Genomic DNA, 16,265 nt, shown 5'->3' with positions numbered 1-16,265 from the left:
CGTTATAAAAAGCACTAATTTCGCGCAAAAAAACAAGCGTTGTTAGTACGTTAAATTTTCAGAATGGTTTTTTTATTTATATAGAAAAATACGATAACCTTCTGAACGGACATCTCGTATTTTAACAACCTTAAATTTAATTATTATGTTTTACATCGATGTTTTAGGTATTGTTGCTTTCTCTATTTCGGGCGTTTTAATTGCTTTAGAAAAAAAGATGGATCTGTTCGGTATTTTAATCATTGCCTTTGTAACTGCTGTTGGTGGCGGTACTTTACGCGATTTACTTATTGGACACACACCAGTAAGTTGGATGCAAAACATCACGATTTCTTACATTATTTTAGGAACTACCGTTGCTACTATTTTATTTAGAAGTAAAATTAATTATTTACGCACATCGCTGTTTTTATTTGACACCATTGGGATAAGTATATATACCATGGCTGGTATTGAACTGGGTATTGAAGCCAAATTACATCCTTTAATTTGTATTGCATTAGGTACAATGACAGCTAGTTTTGGCGGTGTAATTCGTGATATTTTATGTAATGAAATTCCGGTAATTTTCCGAAAAGAGATTTATGCTACAGCTTGTATTTTGGGAGGTGTTACCTATTTTATATTACTTCAATTTCCTATTCAAGATAATTGGGTTTTTATCATCTCTAGCGCAATCGTTGTTTTAATACGTTTGCTCGCTGTAAAATTCAAAATATCGTTACCTCGACTTTATACTGAAGAATTCGAGCAATAAATTAAACTCTTTTTCTGAATTTATTTTTGAAGTTCCTTTGAAAATCGTTTCTAATAATGGTTTAATTCGGCACTAAGTCGCCCCATTCTGTCCAAGACCCATCATAAACGGATAGATTTTTATATCCTGAAATTTCAGCTGCTAAAGCAAGAACACAAGCCGTTAATCCCGATCCGCAAGAAAATATTATTGCATCGTCTTTACCCGCTAGCATGTAAAAGGCTTTTTCTAAATCTAATTTAGGTTTTAAAACACCATCTATTAACAAATCAGTGAATGGTAAATTAACAGAGTTTGGAATAGTCCCCATACGTAAACCTTCACGAGGTTCTGGCACTTCACAGTTAAAACGCCCTGCCGATCGTGCATCTATAATTTTGTGAGTTTTATTTGCCGATGCAGCTTTAACATCGTCGAAAAACTCCATGTATTTAGGTTGAAGGTGAGCTGTAAAATCTCCGATTTCACCAGAATAACTTGTCATGGGTTCTGTGCTATATTCGGCCTTTAACCATGCGGGAAAGCCTCCATTTAGCACCGCAACGTTATTATATCCAAAAGCTTTAAACAGCCACCAAACACGTGCGCTAGAATAAATTCCCTTATCATCGTAAACCACAATAGCACTATCGTTATTAATCCCTAAATTTTGAGCTTCTCTTTGAAACTGTTCTTCGGAAGGAAAACCACTTGGAAACGGATTAGACACATCGCTAAATTTCTTTTTTATATCAAATAAGCGCGTGCCTGGTATTTGTTCCAGAGATGCATCAAACACTTTGTTTATTGTACCATCTAAAACAATGAGTTTTTCGCTATTTAAATGTTCTTGAAGCCAATTAACGGAAATTAAAGGTGTTGGTAAATGAATTGATGTGCTCATGATGATTTTGCTGTTTAATCAAATATAACGAAAATTTCTATGAGTTTTCTACGGAAAAACGAGACATAACAAAATTATTTCAGGCAAGAAAATCAGTCATAATATTCGTTTTGTTACTTGAGTGTTTGCAATTTCTCCTTTAATATTTGAACTCTAGTTTATAAAAAAAAAATCACAAATTAGAACCATATGTTTCGTTCTGATTATAAAGTAACTCAAATCACAACTAAACTTGTCTCATTAATAATTATCTCTCAGAAATTAAGCCTAATAGAAAGTTTTCAACCTTTTTAACAACAAAGCCTACTACTTCACCTCCTCATAATTATCATCCCATTCATTAGGTTTTGGGTTGTCGTGAAGTTTACCTAAAGATTTTGCAACAATCATAGCTACAGTAGCATCCCCTGTTACGTTTACAACAGTTCTACACATATCCAAAGGTCTATCGACTGCAAAAATCAAGGCTAAACCAATAGGTAATAATTCCGCAGGAAAACCAATAGATTCTAATACAATAACGAGCATAACAATACCTGCACTAGGCACAGCAGCACTACCAATAGAAGCTAACAACGCTGTACCAATAATAACCAATTGATTTGTAAAGGTTAAACCTTCGGGCCAAACCACTTGCATAATAAACACTGCTGCAATACCTTGATATAAACTAGTACCATCCATATTTACTGTAGCTCCAACCGGCAGTACAAATCCGGCAACTTCACCGTCTACTCCCAAATGTTCTTCCACACGCTCCATAGTTACCGGTAACGTTGCAGCACTACTACTTGTTGAAAACGCTAATAATTGCGCTGGACTAATTTGTTTTAAAAACCATAATGGTGATTTTTTGGTGTATACTGCTACCAGAATTAAATAAACACCTATCATTAAAACAAGCCCAATAAATACACAGAAAGCGTATAGTAATAATTTTAATAGGATTTCGGTATCATCGAAAGCTATAATAACATTTGCCATTAAAGCAAACACCGCATAGGGTGCGGAAAGCATAATTAAGTCGACCATTTTCATGACCACATCATTTAAAGAATTGAAAAAGCCTGTTAATGGTTTTGCTTTTTCTTCACCTATTAGTAGTAAACAAATACCAACAAAAAGTGCAAAAAATATAATTTGCAACATGGAAGCTTCTACAAAAGATTGAAAAATATTACTCGGGAAAATATCTACCAAAGCTTGTAATGGCCCTGCGTTTGTTCGTGCAGATGCTTCGGTTATTTTATCGGCAATACCTGTATCATTAGCGTAACGTAATTTAATTTTCTCGATAGTATCTTCAGGCATTCCAACACCTGGTTTTACTGTATTTACCAAGGCTAAACCTATAGCTATAGCAATTACGGTAGTTCCCATGTAGATTCCAAGGGTACGTAAACCCATGTTTTTTATTTTAGAGATATCTTTTAAATCGGTAATACCTTTTATTAAAGACGCTAAAATTAAAGGTACTGCAATAAGTTTTAGAAGATTGATAAATATTTTTCCGAAAGGAGCTATCCAATCTCCAACAAAGCCGCGGCCACCGTCTACATTATTCATTATAAAACCAAAAATGATTCCAAGAATCATTCCTATAATAATCTTCCAGTGCATTGCAAGTTTCTTCATATGTTTTAGAATACGTTTTACGTCTTTAAAATTTTGACACAATATAGGTATTTTTGGTATAAAAAAAAGCAGATTACCTATGAGTTTACTGCAAAAAAATGAAGATAAATTAGGTTTTTTATTACAAATACGAATATTCTCTCACAATAAATGAATAAAAAGAGACTTAAATTGAAATTTTAATAATTAAAACTGGCTTATTTAAAGAAAAAAAAACACCTAACTCAAAAAGCCTTTTTTACGCAAATTAGTTTAGCCCCGATTGCAGCGGCATCCTTTTTATGTGCTTAATATGTAACTTATTAAACAGAAAAATGACCACAGATTAAATGATACCTTAATGTAATGCTGAAGATATTTCTGCACATAAAAAGATATAGCGAAAAGCGGGAAATAGCTTCTAAAAAATATTTTAGTTGTAAAGCTTATTAATTAATTGAAAATCGGCTATTACAAGTGCCGCCATTGCTTCTACAATAGGTACGGCGCGTGGCACAACACATGGGTCGTGACGTCCTTTACCTTGCATTTCCACAAAATTACCATCTTTATCGATGGTTTCATATTTTTGAATTAACGTGGCTACGGGTTTAAATGCAACGCTGAAATAGATATCCATACCGTTGCTAATACCTCCTTGAATTCCGCCAGAATAGTTTGTTTTTGTTGTGCCGTCGCTGTTAAAAGCATCGTTATGGTCGCTGCCATACATAGTACTTCCGTGGAATCCGCTACCGTACTCAAAACCTTTTACAGCGTTGATGGATAGCATGGCTTTACCAAGTTCGGCGTGTAATTTATCGAAAACCGGCTCGCCTAAACCAACAGGCACGTTTTTGATAACACAGCTCACAATACCACCAACGGTATCGCCTTTTCCACGAACTTCTTTGATGTAAGTTTCCATTTTTTCTGCCATGTCTTGATCTGGGCAACGTACAATGTTAGATTCTACTAAATTTAGGTCTAGCTCGTTGTACGGTTTATCTAATTTCATGGTGCCAACTCCAGAAACGTAAGCCGTAATTTCGATTCCTTTTAACATTTGTTTTGCTATGGCTCCTGCCACTACACGACATGCCGTTTCGCGTGCCGAGCTACGACCACCACCACGATAATCGCGTAAACCATACTTTTTATCATAGGTATAATCGGCGTGACTTGGACGGTAACTATCTTTTATATGACTGTAATCGTGAGATTTTTGATTGGTGTTTTCGATAACAAAACCAATAGATGTGCCTGTGGTTACGCCCTCGAAAATGCCGGAATGAAATTTTACCGTATCGGGTTCTTTACGTTGTGTAACGATAGCCGATTGGCCTGGTTTTCTTCGGTTTAATTCATTTTGAATTTCGTCTAAATCTAACTTAATTCCTGATGGACAACCATCTATAACACCGCCTAATGCTGGGCCGTGAGATTCGCCATAAGTTGATAAAGTAAATAGTTTTCCGAAGGAGTTACCTGCCATGATTTCAATTTTTGGCTAAAATAAACTTTAGACTTCAATTTCAGGCATGAACTGTGATAAAAATGTATTGAAGCACGATATTTTTTTGAGGTTTCTAAGTCTGCTGATTAGCATTTACACTGCTCTGATTTATAATTAATCCTACTTAACAAAGTGTTTTGAACGATAAAACCTTCATCATTGTAAGTAATCTAATTAAAAATAAAAACCCATAACAATTTAATAACAATTACCTGATAATTAGTTTATTATAAATTAAAGATTACATAATCTGATTTCGCTTTTTTTATTTGAAATTTACATGAACAAACATGTGAATTTTGAAGATTAGACGTAAAATTGAAATTGCAGTAATATCGGATGTACATTTAGGAACTTTTGGGTGCCATGCCAAGCACCTACTCACCTATTTAAATAGCATTGAACCTAAAAAACTAATTTTAAATGGTGATATTATTGATATTTGGCAATTTAGCAAACGCTACTTTCCGAAATCGCATTTAAAGGTAATTAAACGAATAATGACCATGGCTGCGAACGGTGTGGAAGTAATTTACATTACCGGAAATCATGATGAAATGTTGAGAAAATTTAGTAATACTACTATCGGAAATATTTCTATTGTGGATAAAGCGGTTTTGGAATTAGACGGCAAGAAAGCCTGGTTTTTTCATGGTGATGTGTTTGATATTTCGATACAAAATGCAAAATGGCTAGCCAAACTTGGTGGCTATGGGTACGATTTATTAACGCTTATAAACAGTTGTGTTAACTGGTATTTAGAAAAACGCGGCAAGGAACGCTATTCGCTTTCTCAAAAGGTTAAAAACGGTGTTAAAGGTGCTATAAAACATATTAATGATTATGAAAAAGTAATCTCGGAACTGGCTATTGAAAATGGTTATGATTATGTGATTTGCGGCCATATACACCAACCCAAAATGGAGTATGTACAAAACAAACACGGCAAAACCATGTATTTGAATTCGGGAGATTGGGTTGAAAATTTCACCGCCTTAGAATACCAATTTAAACGTTGGAAAATTTACAATTTCAATAATGATAAATTAGCGCCTTTTGTTACCGAAGATGAGGACGAAAACTTAGAAGTGCAAGATTTAATTGCCGCTATTACTATTGTTAAGCGGGCCGAAAAAAAGAAATAAGTTTCACCTAAAATGATTAAAAGGCTGCTACCATAATAAAATTAAAAATAAGAACTTGAATATTAGTAATAGCTCCAATTGCGCACTTATTAAACAAAAAAAAGACGATCTTTTCAGACCGCCCTTTTTTCTATTCTTTATTGGTTTATTTTAAACCGTTTCATTCAACCAAGCTTTCATCATCCAAACTGTTTTTTCTTGTTCGGTAATAAAATCGCTCATCATAGAACCTGTTCCTTCATCGCTTGCATCCCCCGCTTTGTCAAGTATTTGTCGTTCAATTTTTAGTAATTCAGCTAAAGAATCTACAATCAATCTTACGGCTAAATCATCTTGAGAAATATTTTTCCCAACAGGCACTTGCGCTTTTGCTGCATAATCTTCAAAAGTATGCAAAGGTGTTTCACCTAACGTTAAAATACGTTCTGCAATTTCATCAACTTTAGTATTGGCATCCGTATATAATTCTTCAAATTTTACGTGTAAATCGAAAAAACGTTTCCCTTTAATGTTCCAATGAATACCTCTTAAGTTTTGGTAATATATTTGAAAATTAGCTAATAGATCATTTAAATCTGTAGCTATTTCTTTTGTCTTTTTTGAGTCTAATCCTAAAATATTTATTGTCATTTTAATATGCTTTTTTGTTCAATACAAAATTAATCTATATTTCTCCTGATTTAGTATAAGTATAATTGATAGTTTTTATATTTTTATAGTCAAAATTGATTCTTATGACAATCACCCAATTATATTATGTTTTGGCTGTAGCCGAAAATCAGAATTTTACTAAAGCGGCCGAAAAATGCTTTGTAACCCAACCTACCTTAAGTATGCAAATTCAAAAATTAGAAGATCAGCTCGATGTTTTAATTTTTGATAGAAGTAAAAAACCTATTGAACTCACCGATGTTGGACGAAAAATTGTAACCCAAGCTCGAAATATTGTCAATGAATCCTACAGAATTCAAGATATTGTAGATCAGCAAAAAGGATTTATTGGTGGCGAATTTAAATTAGGGATTATACCAACGGTTATGCCTACTTTATTACCGATGTTTTTGAAAAACTTTATTAAAAAACACCCAAAAGTAAAACTTAAAATTGAAGAATTAACTACGGAAGAAATAATGGCTCGCATAAAAGATGGTCATTTAGATGCCGCCATTGCTGCAACTCCATTGGAAGACGATAGTATAAAAGAACGTGTGCTTTATTTTGAACCTTTTGTAAGTTACATTCCAAAGGGGCACCGCTTGCATACCAATAAAAAGATTGACGTTTCGGATTTGGATGTAGACGATATGCTTTTGCTAGAAGACGGCCACTGCTTTCGCGATGGTGTAATTAACTTATGTAAAACCTTTAAAGCTCAAGAAGACGAAAAATTTCAACTAGAAAGTGGAAGTATTGAAACCTTAATAAAGCTATCTAACGAAGGTTTAGGTATGACCTTGCTTCCTTATTTACATACTTTAGAAATTCGTGAAAAAGAAATGGTCAATCTTCATTATTTTAACGAGCCTTCACCAGCACGAGAAGTGAGTTTAATTTACCATAAAAGTGAATTAAAAATGCAAATTATCGAGGCTTTACAGGATGTTATCTCTGGCGTTGTTCGTGGCGCTATTGCTTTTCAGAATGTAAAAATTATTAGTCCGTTACCGAAGTAGTATTGCACTAACACATAACAATAAAAAAAAGATTCATAGTCCTATATTAAATAGCTGTGAATCTTTTTTAGTTTAGAACGACTTTTGCTCTTCTCCTCGATAAAGAAAAATTCATACAAAGCACCATTGCATTTATAAACAAATTAATACTAGGAAATTTTTAAAAAAATCAAGATATTTGAGCCGTGAAAACAGCAGCACTCATACTATCATTATTCTTGTTTCTAAAACCCGTAATTCCTTTTATGGAATATGCTGCTTTTTATGAGTACATCAAAACTGAACTTTGTATAAATCAAGATAAACCCGAATTACAATGTAACGGAAAATGTCACTTAAAAGAAGAATTAGCTAAAGCTAGTACTTCTGAAAATGGTAGTGAAAAAAATCATTCTTTTTCAGTAGAACATTCTGTTGTTTATTTCCAAGATACTCATATTGATTATTTGTTGTTTTATACAAATGAGCAAAATTCAAAAATAAATTCATTGTATAATGATATTTACAAATTTCATTATACAGATTTCATTTTTCACCCACCCCTCGTTTAATTTCTTCATAAAACAAGGCATCCTGTAATCCATAATTCGTGTATGGCTAAATAGTTATGTTTAGCTGTCTATTAACATGCTTTCTTTTTAATAAACACTATTAAAAAGGTATAACATCATGTTTTTAAATCTAAAAACTTTAGAGCGCACTTGGGTATACCGTTTCCTTAAAATGTTTTGTAGTAGTCATGCTTACAATTACAACAATTGTATTCCTTTTTTGATAGGTTTCCTTTTAGTTTTTAAAGGTTATCGCAATCAACTCATGCTGCTATACTTTCTAATTAAACAGTCAATAAATAATGAAACATTTACATGTTATTGTAATTGCAATTTTCGTTGTGGTAACATCTTGTACCCTAGAAAAAACGGATTACGAAGCTGAATTAAACATTGAAACCACCGAATACATTGAATTCGAAACGGTAACTACTATTATTAGTAACGATTACACTATTGATATAGAAGCCCTAAACGGAACGCTTTATAAAGGTTATAATGAAATTCACCTAAAAATCACCAGTACTGAAACCAATGAAAACTTGGAAGGTGCTGATGTTACTTTTTTACCAATATTTACCGATGCCAATGGCAATAAATCTTCTTGTCCGCATGAATACAATTTAAGATATGATGCAGCAGAAGGCTATTACCTAGGATATTCTGTATTTACCAGCGAAAGCAATTCTACTGTAAACTGGTCATTATATATTGATTTTGAAGATGATACTCAAGCCTATGCAGTTAACCAACTTATTACGGTTGAAGAACAAACCAATTTAAACCTAAACATGACGGCCTTTACAGGAAATGATGATGAACAATATTTTATTGCGCTCGTTGCTCCTCAAAGCCCAAGCGTTGCTCAAAACGATTTGGTTACTGGCATTTATAAATACAATAAGCCAGAAAATACTGCCGGAACTTTTCCAGATTTGTCTCAGTATTCATATTCCATAGTTGATGGTTATACCCTATTAATAGATCCGCGAATGCCAGAACCTTCTATGGGAAATCATTCGTCTCCTAACAATGAAGATCTAACGCAGCAAAGCAATGGCTTATATCAAGGCGTTGTAAATTATACCATGACCGGAAATTGGACACTAAATTTCATTTTTCAAGATGAAAATGGCCAAACCATAAAAGGCACCGAGGTTTCCACAGAATTTACACCAGGCATTGAAGGCGCAAAAGGTGAGCTTTATATTGACATTTTATTTTAGAGCTATGAAACGAATAATACTAGTCATTCTTTTATTTGGAACATTCGCAAATGCCCAAAATAAGACGATAAAAAGCGACAGCTTAGATGTTGTTTTAGATGAAGTTTTAATTATTGCTGCTAAAAAATCAAAAATAGAAACAGACATGAAAATGGCCGTTTCAGTTGATGAATTTTTGGCTTCTAATGCGAACATCAGCTTTATTAAACGTGGTGCTTACGCTTGGGAACCTTTACTTAATAATATGAGTACGGAACGTTCGACCGTTACCATAGACGGGATGCATATTTTTGGAGCCTGTACCGATAAAATGGACCCGGTAACATCTTATGTGGAGAGTAATAATCTTTCTGATATTGATGTGAAATCTGGACAAGAAGGAAGTTTGCATGGAGCAACTGTTGCAGGAAGTATCGATTTAAAACGAAAAAGTACCGCTTTCGGACTTAGCAAAAAATGGACTGGTGCCTACCAAACCGGTTTTGAGTTTAATAACAATCAAATTTTCAACCTTGGTAATTTGGCGTATTCTAGCGACAAACTTGTAGCCGAGGGGAGTATTTCCTATAGAAAAGCAGAAAATTACAGTTACGGAAATAACGATGAAGTAAACCACTCGCAATACGATAAATTCAACACCTCATTAGGCGTAGCGTACAAAACGAGTGAATTATCATCCTTACGGGTAGATGCTATTTTTGATAAAGCAAAAGATGTAGGTTACCCAGCACTTCCTATGGATTTATCGCTTTCTAGAGCCCTAATTACATCGGCTGCATACAAGCAGTTTTTTGAAACCGGACTCGTAAAAGTTTGGGATACTAAAGTTTATTTTAATGCTGTTGAGCATTATATGGATGATACAACCCGACCAGAAAATTTGGTTCATATGGATATGCCAGGCTGGAGTACAACCTATGGTTTGGTTTCTAAAGTAAATCTGAAAAAAGAAAACTATTCCTCAGAAATACAGTTAAACGCTTACAATAATTTATCTATCGCTGAAATGAGGATGTATCCTCAAGACCGAAGCGAAAGAACGATGTTTGCTTATAGCTGGCCTTGGGTTACCACACGTTACGCTGGGCTTTCCATGAGTAATTCTTGGGATATTTCTAAAAAAAGTCAGCTTAATTATGGAGGTACTTTAGGTGTAAACTATAATTATTCCAAGTATGCAGAATTTAACTGGATTTTCCATCCAGGAGCTTCACAGGAAAAAACACGATTTTTACCAAACCTATATACAAGTTATCAATTAAATGTAGGTGACTTCAATTTTTCTGCTGGTGGCGGTTATGGGCACAGAGCGCCTTCTGTTTCTGAAGGTTATGGCTATTATATTTATAATAGTTTTGATCGTTACGATTACATCGGGAATCCAGATTTAGAAAATGAAATTTCTTATGAGGCTAATGCGAATGTTGGTTTCAAAAACAAAAAAGGCGGCATTCAAGCGAAAGTGAATTATTTCTATATTCAGAATTACATCATCGGAAGAATTTTAAGCCAAGGAAGCCCGATGAATTATCAATCGGTTGGTGTAAAAGGTTATACTTCTTTGGACTATGCCACATTATTCAATTTGTCCATGAATGCCAATTACACGCTTTTAGATAATTTACATTGGAAAGGTACCATGACTTATGCTAGAGGATTAGATGATAATAAAAATAACTTACCATTTATCCGTCCGTTAAGTTATCAAACGTCTTTGCATTTTTCATATAAAAAAATCGGTTTCCTAACAGCTCTAAATGGCGATGTAAAGCAACTTAATTACAGTCCGGAATACGGCGAAGACGAAACGCCATCTTACACAAACTGGAACCTTTCCGCAGATTATACATTTTACATTAACAATTACAAAACGGTTTTTCAAATTGGTGCCGAAAATCTGTTTAATGAATATTATAGCACCTACGCCGATTGGGGAAATATCCCCCGAATGGGACGTAACATTTTTACGTCTTTAAAAGTGAATTTTTAAACATTAATAATAAAAGAAAATAACCATTAAAATTACAAAAATGAAAAATTTAAAAAAGTTCCTATTCTTATCTCTTATCACATTAGCAATCGTTTCTTGTAGCGACGACGACGTTCCTGTAGCTAACAACGTCACTTTAGAATTCAATAACACCTTCGGAGACTCGACTATTATATTGGGAGACGCAACTTCTACAGATGCCACAGTAAACACCTCAACAGCAGGTCAAGTACATCACTTTGAAGAATTAAAATATGTTATTAGTAACATTCGTCTTGTTAATGCAGAAGGTATTGAAATTCCTTATAATGTAAACAATTTAGATACTGGAGCAACAGTTATCGATCAGTCTAAAGAAGAAACATTACAATATGTATTAAGCAATATTCCTTCTACAGAATACACTCAAATAAAATTTGGATTGGGAGTAAAAACAGAATTAAACACGTTAGACGAAGTTAGTTTTCCTAATTTTTACGCAGCAACTGGAGCAAACGATACAGAAATGCATTGGGAATGGGGAACCGGATACCGTTTTACAAAAATTGAAGGTTTTTATGGTGACGATAACCTAGAATTATCTTTCCATTCTGGTAGTACAGTAGAAGGAACTCAAGGAGACGAAAGCACATACACACAAGGGGTTGATGCTTATAGAAATATCATTTTAGACCTTCCTACAAATGCTATGGTAGGTAACAGTGCGCCTAAAATTATAATTAAAGCCGATTTTAATGCTTTTTTAAGTGGTGCATCAAATACAGTGACATTAGTTTCAACTACAAATATTACAAATAACGCAACACCAAGTGCGCATACAGCCACAGAAATGATGAAGTTTGTTGATAATATTGGTGGTAATGGCACAACAGATCTTACAGGTATGTTTTCTATAACTGCTGTAGAAAATTAAACTCAAATTTTAGAGCTGGCTTTGATAAAACATCAAGCCAGCTCTTTTAATATTGCACCAAACACCTTATTTATAATGAAAAATCTAATAAGAATTAGCTTTCTTTTACTGTTACTAACATCTTGTAACAATGACGACTTTGAGCCAATTTCTTATGACAATCCTGAAATATCATTGAATATACCTTTGGGTTTTCCAGAGTTAAATGGTACAGTATCTACCAATACACCAACACTATACGGCGTTGAATTGGGTGAAAAACTATTCAACGAAAAAAAATTAAGTGCAGATAATAGCATATCCTGCGCCAGTTGCCATATGCAAGAAAATGCTTTTGCCGATCACAACACAAAAGGCATTGGAATTGAAGACCGAATTGGACTTCGCAATGCGCCACCAGTTCAAAACATGGCTTTTATGAAGGTTTATAATTGGGACGGAAACAAGCTTCAATTAGAAGCACAACCCCTAGTTCCTATTATAACATATGAAGAAATGGATTCTTCTATTTTAAATGTTATCAGTAAAATTGAAACCGATGAAGATTATATTGAATTATTCTACAAAGCTTTCGGAGATAATAATATTACTGCTGATAGAATTTATAACAGTATCGCGCAATATGAATACACACTGATTTCAGCAAATAGTAAATACGACAAAGTAAAACGAAATGAAGGAGAAACATTTACTGAAAGTGAAACTCAAGGCTATCAAATTTTTAAGGATAAATGTATTAGTTGCCATAGTACCGAATTGTTTACCGATCAAAGTTTTAGAAATATTGGATTCCCTATAAATCCAGATACAGAAGAAGCTGGACGCGCAAGAGTATCGGGCGCAACAGAAGATTATATGCGTTTTAGAGTCCCTTCTTTAAGAAACATTGAATACACAGCGCCTTATGGTAGTTTCGGACAATTCGCCTCTTTAAATGAACTTTTAGATTATTTAAATAATGGTGTTCTTGAAGCCGATAATTTAGATCCTATTTTAAAAGACAATAACAATAAAATTCCTTTAACGGAAGCAGAAAAAAGCAACCTCATATCATTTATGAAAACCTTAAGTGATACCGAATTTATTGGCCTGCAATAAAACTGCTCTCTTATTATGACCTCTGTTAAAAATTACAGAAACTCAGATTATAGATAGACAAAAAAAAGCGACCTATTAAGGTCGCTTATCTTTTAATGCTTTAAATATATCATGCATTTATCTAATTCAGGGTTTTGCTGTACTAATGACTGTATGAAGATTCTTAGTTCTTCAATCTCATAAGGCAATAATCTATTTACCGCCTTCTGTACTTCTTTGCAAAACAACGATGCGTCGAAACTGACTTTATTAAGTACTGTTTTTGTGTACTCAAACATTGCTCTTGACATAATGTTATTTAGGATTAAGGTTTATAATAAAAAGTATAATTATAATATAGGCGTTGGTTTTAGTTTAGATTATAAATTTAATGAATTTTAATTAAGATTTTTAAATTTTTGATAACATTAACATATAATTAATGCTTAATTAATATTGAGATTTGCGATTTTATGTCTCGTTCAGTTTTTATCTTTTATTTAAGTAGCAAAATAGAAAATACGACAAAACAACTGCATTACCAAAGCTTTACGGATTATTGCTTTAAATACTAGTTGTGTTGTTTTAGATAAAAAAACAGCTTAAGAAATTCTTAAGCTATTTCGGTTTATAATATTCTGTGTGTTTAAAACTTGTTATCGCCATCCAATAAATCGCCTATACCTCCAAGAATACTGCCCTCGCCTTTAGAACTGCCACCAGATCGTGGTGCCGATGCTAAAACTCGACCTGCCAATCTGCTAAATGGTAAAGACTGAATATATACGGTTCCTGGACCTTGTAATTTTGCAAAAAACAAGCCTTCGCCCCCAAATACAGTATTTTTAATACCTCCAATAAACTCGATATCGTAATTTACGGTTTGATCGAAACCAACAATGCACCCCGTATCAACTCTTAGCGTTTCCCCTGCTCGTAATTCTTTTTTAGCCATAGTACCACCTGCATGAACAAATGCCATACCGTCGCCTTCTAATTTTTGCATAATAAAACCTTCACCTCCAAAAAGCCCTCGTCCTAATTTTTTAGAAAACTCAATACCTACACTTACACCTTTTGCGGCACACAAAAAGGCATCTTTCTGGCAAATAAATTTCCCGCCAAATTGCGATAAATCTATAGGCACTATTTTTCCAGGATATGGAGATGCAAAGGATACTTTTCGTTTTCCTATTACGGTATTATAAAAAGCGGTCATAAATAAACTTTCACCAGTTAAAATACGCTTTCCTGCACCTAAAATTTTACCTAAAAAACCTGAATCTTTCTGAGAACCATCTCCAAAAATAGTTTCCATATTAATACCATCGTCCATCATCATGAAGCTTCCGGCTTCAGCAATTACCCCTTCTTCCGGATCTAGTTCAATTTCTACAAATTGCATTTCTTCTCCGTAAATTTGATAGTCTATTTCGTGTGCTGTCATTTTTAAAACGTTTATTTTATTAAAAAGATTTATTCAATTATATGCGTAATTATTTATTTGTTGGCTTAATTCTAGTTTGTTACAGTGTATTTGTAAAAAAGTTATAAAAACCAGTTAAACAAAGGTTTTAAGAAGAAAAACTAATTATTAAAACCATTTTATTTTGCCGCTTTCAACTTAACACTCCATTGAAATTTAAAGGTTGAAACCACTACACCGTCTTCGTTTACTCCAACGGATTCTACCCAAAGCGTTTGCCCCTCGCCTGTTTCTATGGCATTATTTAAAGCTTTGTCTATTAAAGCGCCGTCCTTGCATGTAAATATAATTCGACCGGTTGCCTTTTTGGTAAATGTTGCCGTTTGCGAAGTGACCAACATGGATATGCGTTTTCCTGAATCTTGAATTTTTCCTATCATTAAAGCGCCTGTTGAAAACTCGGCTGCCATACCTTGAACAGCCCAAAACATAGACTTAAACGGGTTTTGGTTAATCCATTTATGCTTTACGGTTACTAAACATTTTTGGTCATCGATATGCTTTGTTTTTACACCACAAAAATAAGCTGCAGGTAATTTAAACATGGTGTAGGCATTTAGTTTCTTGGGTGTTAAGGTCATTTTTAAAAGTTTAAGTTTTCACGAAGTTATGAAAAATAATTAGTAGTTTACTTCTTAATATTGAAGACTGTTATGGTAGTAGGATTAAGCACAAAGCCCGATTAACGCTTTATTATTTTTAACCAACCAAAGACGTTTTAAATGAAAGACCACCTTTACTTCCAGGCTTATACGTATTGTTTTACAGATGTTTAGAACAAATATAAAGCTGATTGATTTTGTTAAAATTATGTTAATTTACAGTACTATGCGTAACAAAGTACCTTCTTTTAGACATATATTTGCATAAGAAACTATTATATGTTTTAAAATTATGCTAGATAACCACCAAAAAAACATCGCAACATTTATTCATTTATCAACTTTTAGTCGGTTCTTTTTTCCGTTTGGAAATTTTATTGGGCCCATTGTTTTATGGGTTACGAATAAGGATAAATCGGATTTTATAGATCGCCACGGCAAACAGGCTATTAATTTCCAGGTAAGTATTTTACTTTACGCTGTTATTATTGGTTCGCTAACAGTACCCTTGTTTATTTTCAAAATTTTTAATGGTATTGATTTTAATGGGTTTCAGAGTTTTCACTTTAGCATTGGCAAACCATCGCCTCTACTTTATATTGGCGGATTTTTAGGCGCGGTTGCTATTATCGGTTTTATTTTGGAATTGGTTTGTATTGTTAAGGCGAGTTTAAAAGCTAGAGATGGCGAAATGTATAAATATCCGTTTACAATTCAGTTTTTAAAATAAGCTATTGGCATACTGAAGTCCAAAAACTTGGCAAATATGCCCGCGTTAGGGATTGTAGCGGCATCCTTTTTTGCCATTAAAAGGAAAAAAGATATAGCGTAA

Annotated in this window: 16 protein-coding genes; 9 read left to right on the top strand and 7 right to left on the bottom strand. The window is 33.7% G+C overall.

From position 1 onward, the window contains the following. The first annotated feature begins 145 nt into the window (after positions 1–145). Positions 146–757, top strand: coding sequence for a trimeric intracellular cation channel family protein (locus tag QWY92_RS15425; protein ID WP_290272841.1), 612 nt, complete (start codon positions 146–148; stop codon positions 755–757). Positions 758–818: 61 nt separating this feature from the next. Here the strand turns inward: QWY92_RS15425 and QWY92_RS15420 are convergent, their stop codons facing one another. From QWY92_RS15420 to aroC, 3 genes are all read right to left on the bottom strand, one after another. Further along, positions 819–1,640: a sulfurtransferase gene (locus tag QWY92_RS15420; RefSeq protein ID WP_290272838.1), complete on the bottom strand. Its 822-nt coding sequence runs from the start codon at positions 1,638–1,640 to the stop codon at positions 819–821. Between the two features lie 306 nt (positions 1,641–1,946). Next, a complete protein-coding gene (locus tag QWY92_RS15415; RefSeq protein WP_290272837.1) occupies positions 1,947–3,275 on the bottom strand; it encodes a dicarboxylate/amino acid:cation symporter in 1,329 nt (442 codons plus the stop codon). Positions 3,276–3,687: 412 nt separating this feature from the next. Further along, positions 3,688–4,749 (bottom strand): chorismate synthase, encoded by a 1,062-nt coding sequence (gene aroC / locus QWY92_RS15410; RefSeq protein WP_290272835.1) that lies wholly within the window; start codon positions 4,747–4,749, stop codon positions 3,688–3,690. A 320-nt stretch (positions 4,750–5,069) separates the two neighbouring features. On the opposite strand from aroC, the gene QWY92_RS15405 reads away from it, so the two are divergent. After that, entirely contained in the window at positions 5,070–5,915 is an 846-nt protein-coding gene (locus QWY92_RS15405) for a UDP-2,3-diacylglucosamine diphosphatase (protein ID WP_290272833.1), read from the top strand. Positions 5,916–6,065: 150 nt separating this feature from the next. Here QWY92_RS15405 and QWY92_RS15400 read toward each other — a convergent pair whose 3' ends face one another. Next, on the bottom strand, positions 6,066–6,545 hold the full coding sequence (locus QWY92_RS15400; protein ID WP_290272831.1) for a Dps family protein: 480 nt from the start codon (positions 6,543–6,545) through the stop codon (positions 6,066–6,068). Positions 6,546–6,649: 104 nt separating this feature from the next. On the opposite strand from QWY92_RS15400, the gene QWY92_RS15395 reads away from it, so the two are divergent. The 6 genes from QWY92_RS15395 to QWY92_RS15370 all read left to right on the top strand — a co-directional run bounded on the left by QWY92_RS15395 (position 6,650) and on the right by QWY92_RS15370 (position 13,366). Continuing rightward, a complete protein-coding gene (locus tag QWY92_RS15395; RefSeq protein ID WP_290272829.1) occupies positions 6,650–7,588 on the top strand; it encodes a LysR substrate-binding domain-containing protein in 939 nt (312 codons plus the stop codon). 185 nt (positions 7,589–7,773) lie between these two features. Then, positions 7,774–8,139 (top strand): hypothetical protein, encoded by a 366-nt coding sequence (locus tag QWY92_RS15390; protein ID WP_290272827.1) that lies wholly within the window; start codon positions 7,774–7,776, stop codon positions 8,137–8,139. A gap of 302 nt (positions 8,140–8,441) precedes the next feature. Beyond that, positions 8,442–9,365 carry a hypothetical protein gene (locus QWY92_RS15385; RefSeq protein WP_290272825.1) on the top strand — a complete coding sequence of 308 codons (924 nt, stop codon included), beginning with the start codon at positions 8,442–8,444 and terminating at the stop codon, positions 9,363–9,365. 4 nt (positions 9,366–9,369) lie between these two features. Next, positions 9,370–11,355 (top strand): TonB-dependent receptor plug domain-containing protein, encoded by a 1,986-nt coding sequence (locus QWY92_RS15380; RefSeq protein WP_290272823.1) that lies wholly within the window; start codon positions 9,370–9,372, stop codon positions 11,353–11,355. A 40-nt stretch (positions 11,356–11,395) separates the two neighbouring features. Next, on the top strand, positions 11,396–12,268 hold the full coding sequence (locus QWY92_RS15375; protein ID WP_290272821.1) for an MbnP family protein: 873 nt from the start codon (positions 11,396–11,398) through the stop codon (positions 12,266–12,268). 75 nt (positions 12,269–12,343) lie between these two features. Continuing rightward, positions 12,344–13,366, top strand: coding sequence for a cytochrome-c peroxidase (locus QWY92_RS15370; RefSeq protein WP_290272819.1), 1,023 nt, complete (start codon positions 12,344–12,346; stop codon positions 13,364–13,366). Between the two features lie 92 nt (positions 13,367–13,458). Here the strand turns inward: QWY92_RS15370 and QWY92_RS15365 are convergent, their stop codons facing one another. The 3 genes from QWY92_RS15365 to QWY92_RS15355 all read right to left on the bottom strand — a co-directional run bounded on the left by QWY92_RS15365 (position 13,459) and on the right by QWY92_RS15355 (position 15,412). Further along, positions 13,459–13,656: a hypothetical protein gene (locus QWY92_RS15365; protein ID WP_290272817.1), complete on the bottom strand. Its 198-nt coding sequence runs from the start codon at positions 13,654–13,656 to the stop codon at positions 13,459–13,461. Positions 13,657–13,991: 335 nt separating this feature from the next. After that, a complete protein-coding gene (locus tag QWY92_RS15360) occupies positions 13,992–14,792 on the bottom strand; it encodes a TIGR00266 family protein (RefSeq protein WP_290272815.1) in 801 nt (266 codons plus the stop codon). A 158-nt stretch (positions 14,793–14,950) separates the two neighbouring features. Then, a complete protein-coding gene (locus QWY92_RS15355; RefSeq protein WP_290272813.1) occupies positions 14,951–15,412 on the bottom strand; it encodes a DUF4442 domain-containing protein in 462 nt (153 codons plus the stop codon). 313 nt (positions 15,413–15,725) lie between these two features. Between QWY92_RS15355 and QWY92_RS15350 the strand changes: the two genes are divergently transcribed. Further along, the gene (locus tag QWY92_RS15350) at positions 15,726–16,163 is read left to right on the top strand and encodes a DUF4870 domain-containing protein (RefSeq protein WP_290272812.1); all 438 of its coding nucleotides are present in this window, start codon (positions 15,726–15,728) and stop codon (positions 16,161–16,163) included. The last annotated feature ends 102 nt before the right edge of the window (positions 16,164–16,265 follow it).

Source organism: Algibacter miyuki (genome assembly GCF_030409805.1).
GTDB lineage: Bacteria > Bacteroidota > Bacteroidia > Flavobacteriales > Flavobacteriaceae > Algibacter > Algibacter miyuki.
Note: the sequence above shows the minus strand (reverse complement) of the source record. Positions and strands in the feature narration are given on the sequence as shown.

Excerpts from the sequence above, each read along its gene's own strand:
- QWY92_RS15425 (WP_290272841.1), top strand. The coding sequence starts at position 146 with ATGTTTTACATCGATGTTTTAGGTATTGTTGCTTTCTCTATTTCGGGC.
- QWY92_RS15420 (WP_290272838.1), bottom strand. The coding sequence starts at position 1,640 with ATGAGCACATCAATTCATTTACCAACACCTTTAATTTCCGTTAATTGG.
- QWY92_RS15415 (WP_290272837.1), bottom strand. The coding sequence starts at position 3,275 with ATGAAGAAACTTGCAATGCACTGGAAGATTATTATAGGAATGATTCTT.
- aroC (WP_290272835.1), bottom strand. The coding sequence starts at position 4,749 with ATGGCAGGTAACTCCTTCGGAAAACTATTTACTTTATCAACTTATGGC.
- QWY92_RS15400 (WP_290272831.1), bottom strand. The coding sequence starts at position 6,545 with ATGACAATAAATATTTTAGGATTAGACTCAAAAAAGACAAAAGAAATA.
- QWY92_RS15395 (WP_290272829.1), top strand. The coding sequence starts at position 6,650 with ATGACAATCACCCAATTATATTATGTTTTGGCTGTAGCCGAAAATCAG.
- QWY92_RS15385 (WP_290272825.1), top strand. The coding sequence starts at position 8,442 with ATGAAACATTTACATGTTATTGTAATTGCAATTTTCGTTGTGGTAACA.
- QWY92_RS15380 (WP_290272823.1), top strand. The coding sequence starts at position 9,370 with ATGAAACGAATAATACTAGTCATTCTTTTATTTGGAACATTCGCAAAT.
- QWY92_RS15375 (WP_290272821.1), top strand. The coding sequence starts at position 11,396 with ATGAAAAATTTAAAAAAGTTCCTATTCTTATCTCTTATCACATTAGCA.
- QWY92_RS15370 (WP_290272819.1), top strand. The coding sequence starts at position 12,344 with ATGAAAAATCTAATAAGAATTAGCTTTCTTTTACTGTTACTAACATCT.
- QWY92_RS15365 (WP_290272817.1), bottom strand. The coding sequence starts at position 13,656 with ATGTCAAGAGCAATGTTTGAGTACACAAAAACAGTACTTAATAAAGTC.
- QWY92_RS15360 (WP_290272815.1), bottom strand. The coding sequence starts at position 14,792 with ATGACAGCACACGAAATAGACTATCAAATTTACGGAGAAGAAATGCAA.
- QWY92_RS15355 (WP_290272813.1), bottom strand. The coding sequence starts at position 15,412 with ATGACCTTAACACCCAAGAAACTAAATGCCTACACCATGTTTAAATTA.
- QWY92_RS15350 (WP_290272812.1), top strand. The coding sequence starts at position 15,726 with ATGCTAGATAACCACCAAAAAAACATCGCAACATTTATTCATTTATCA.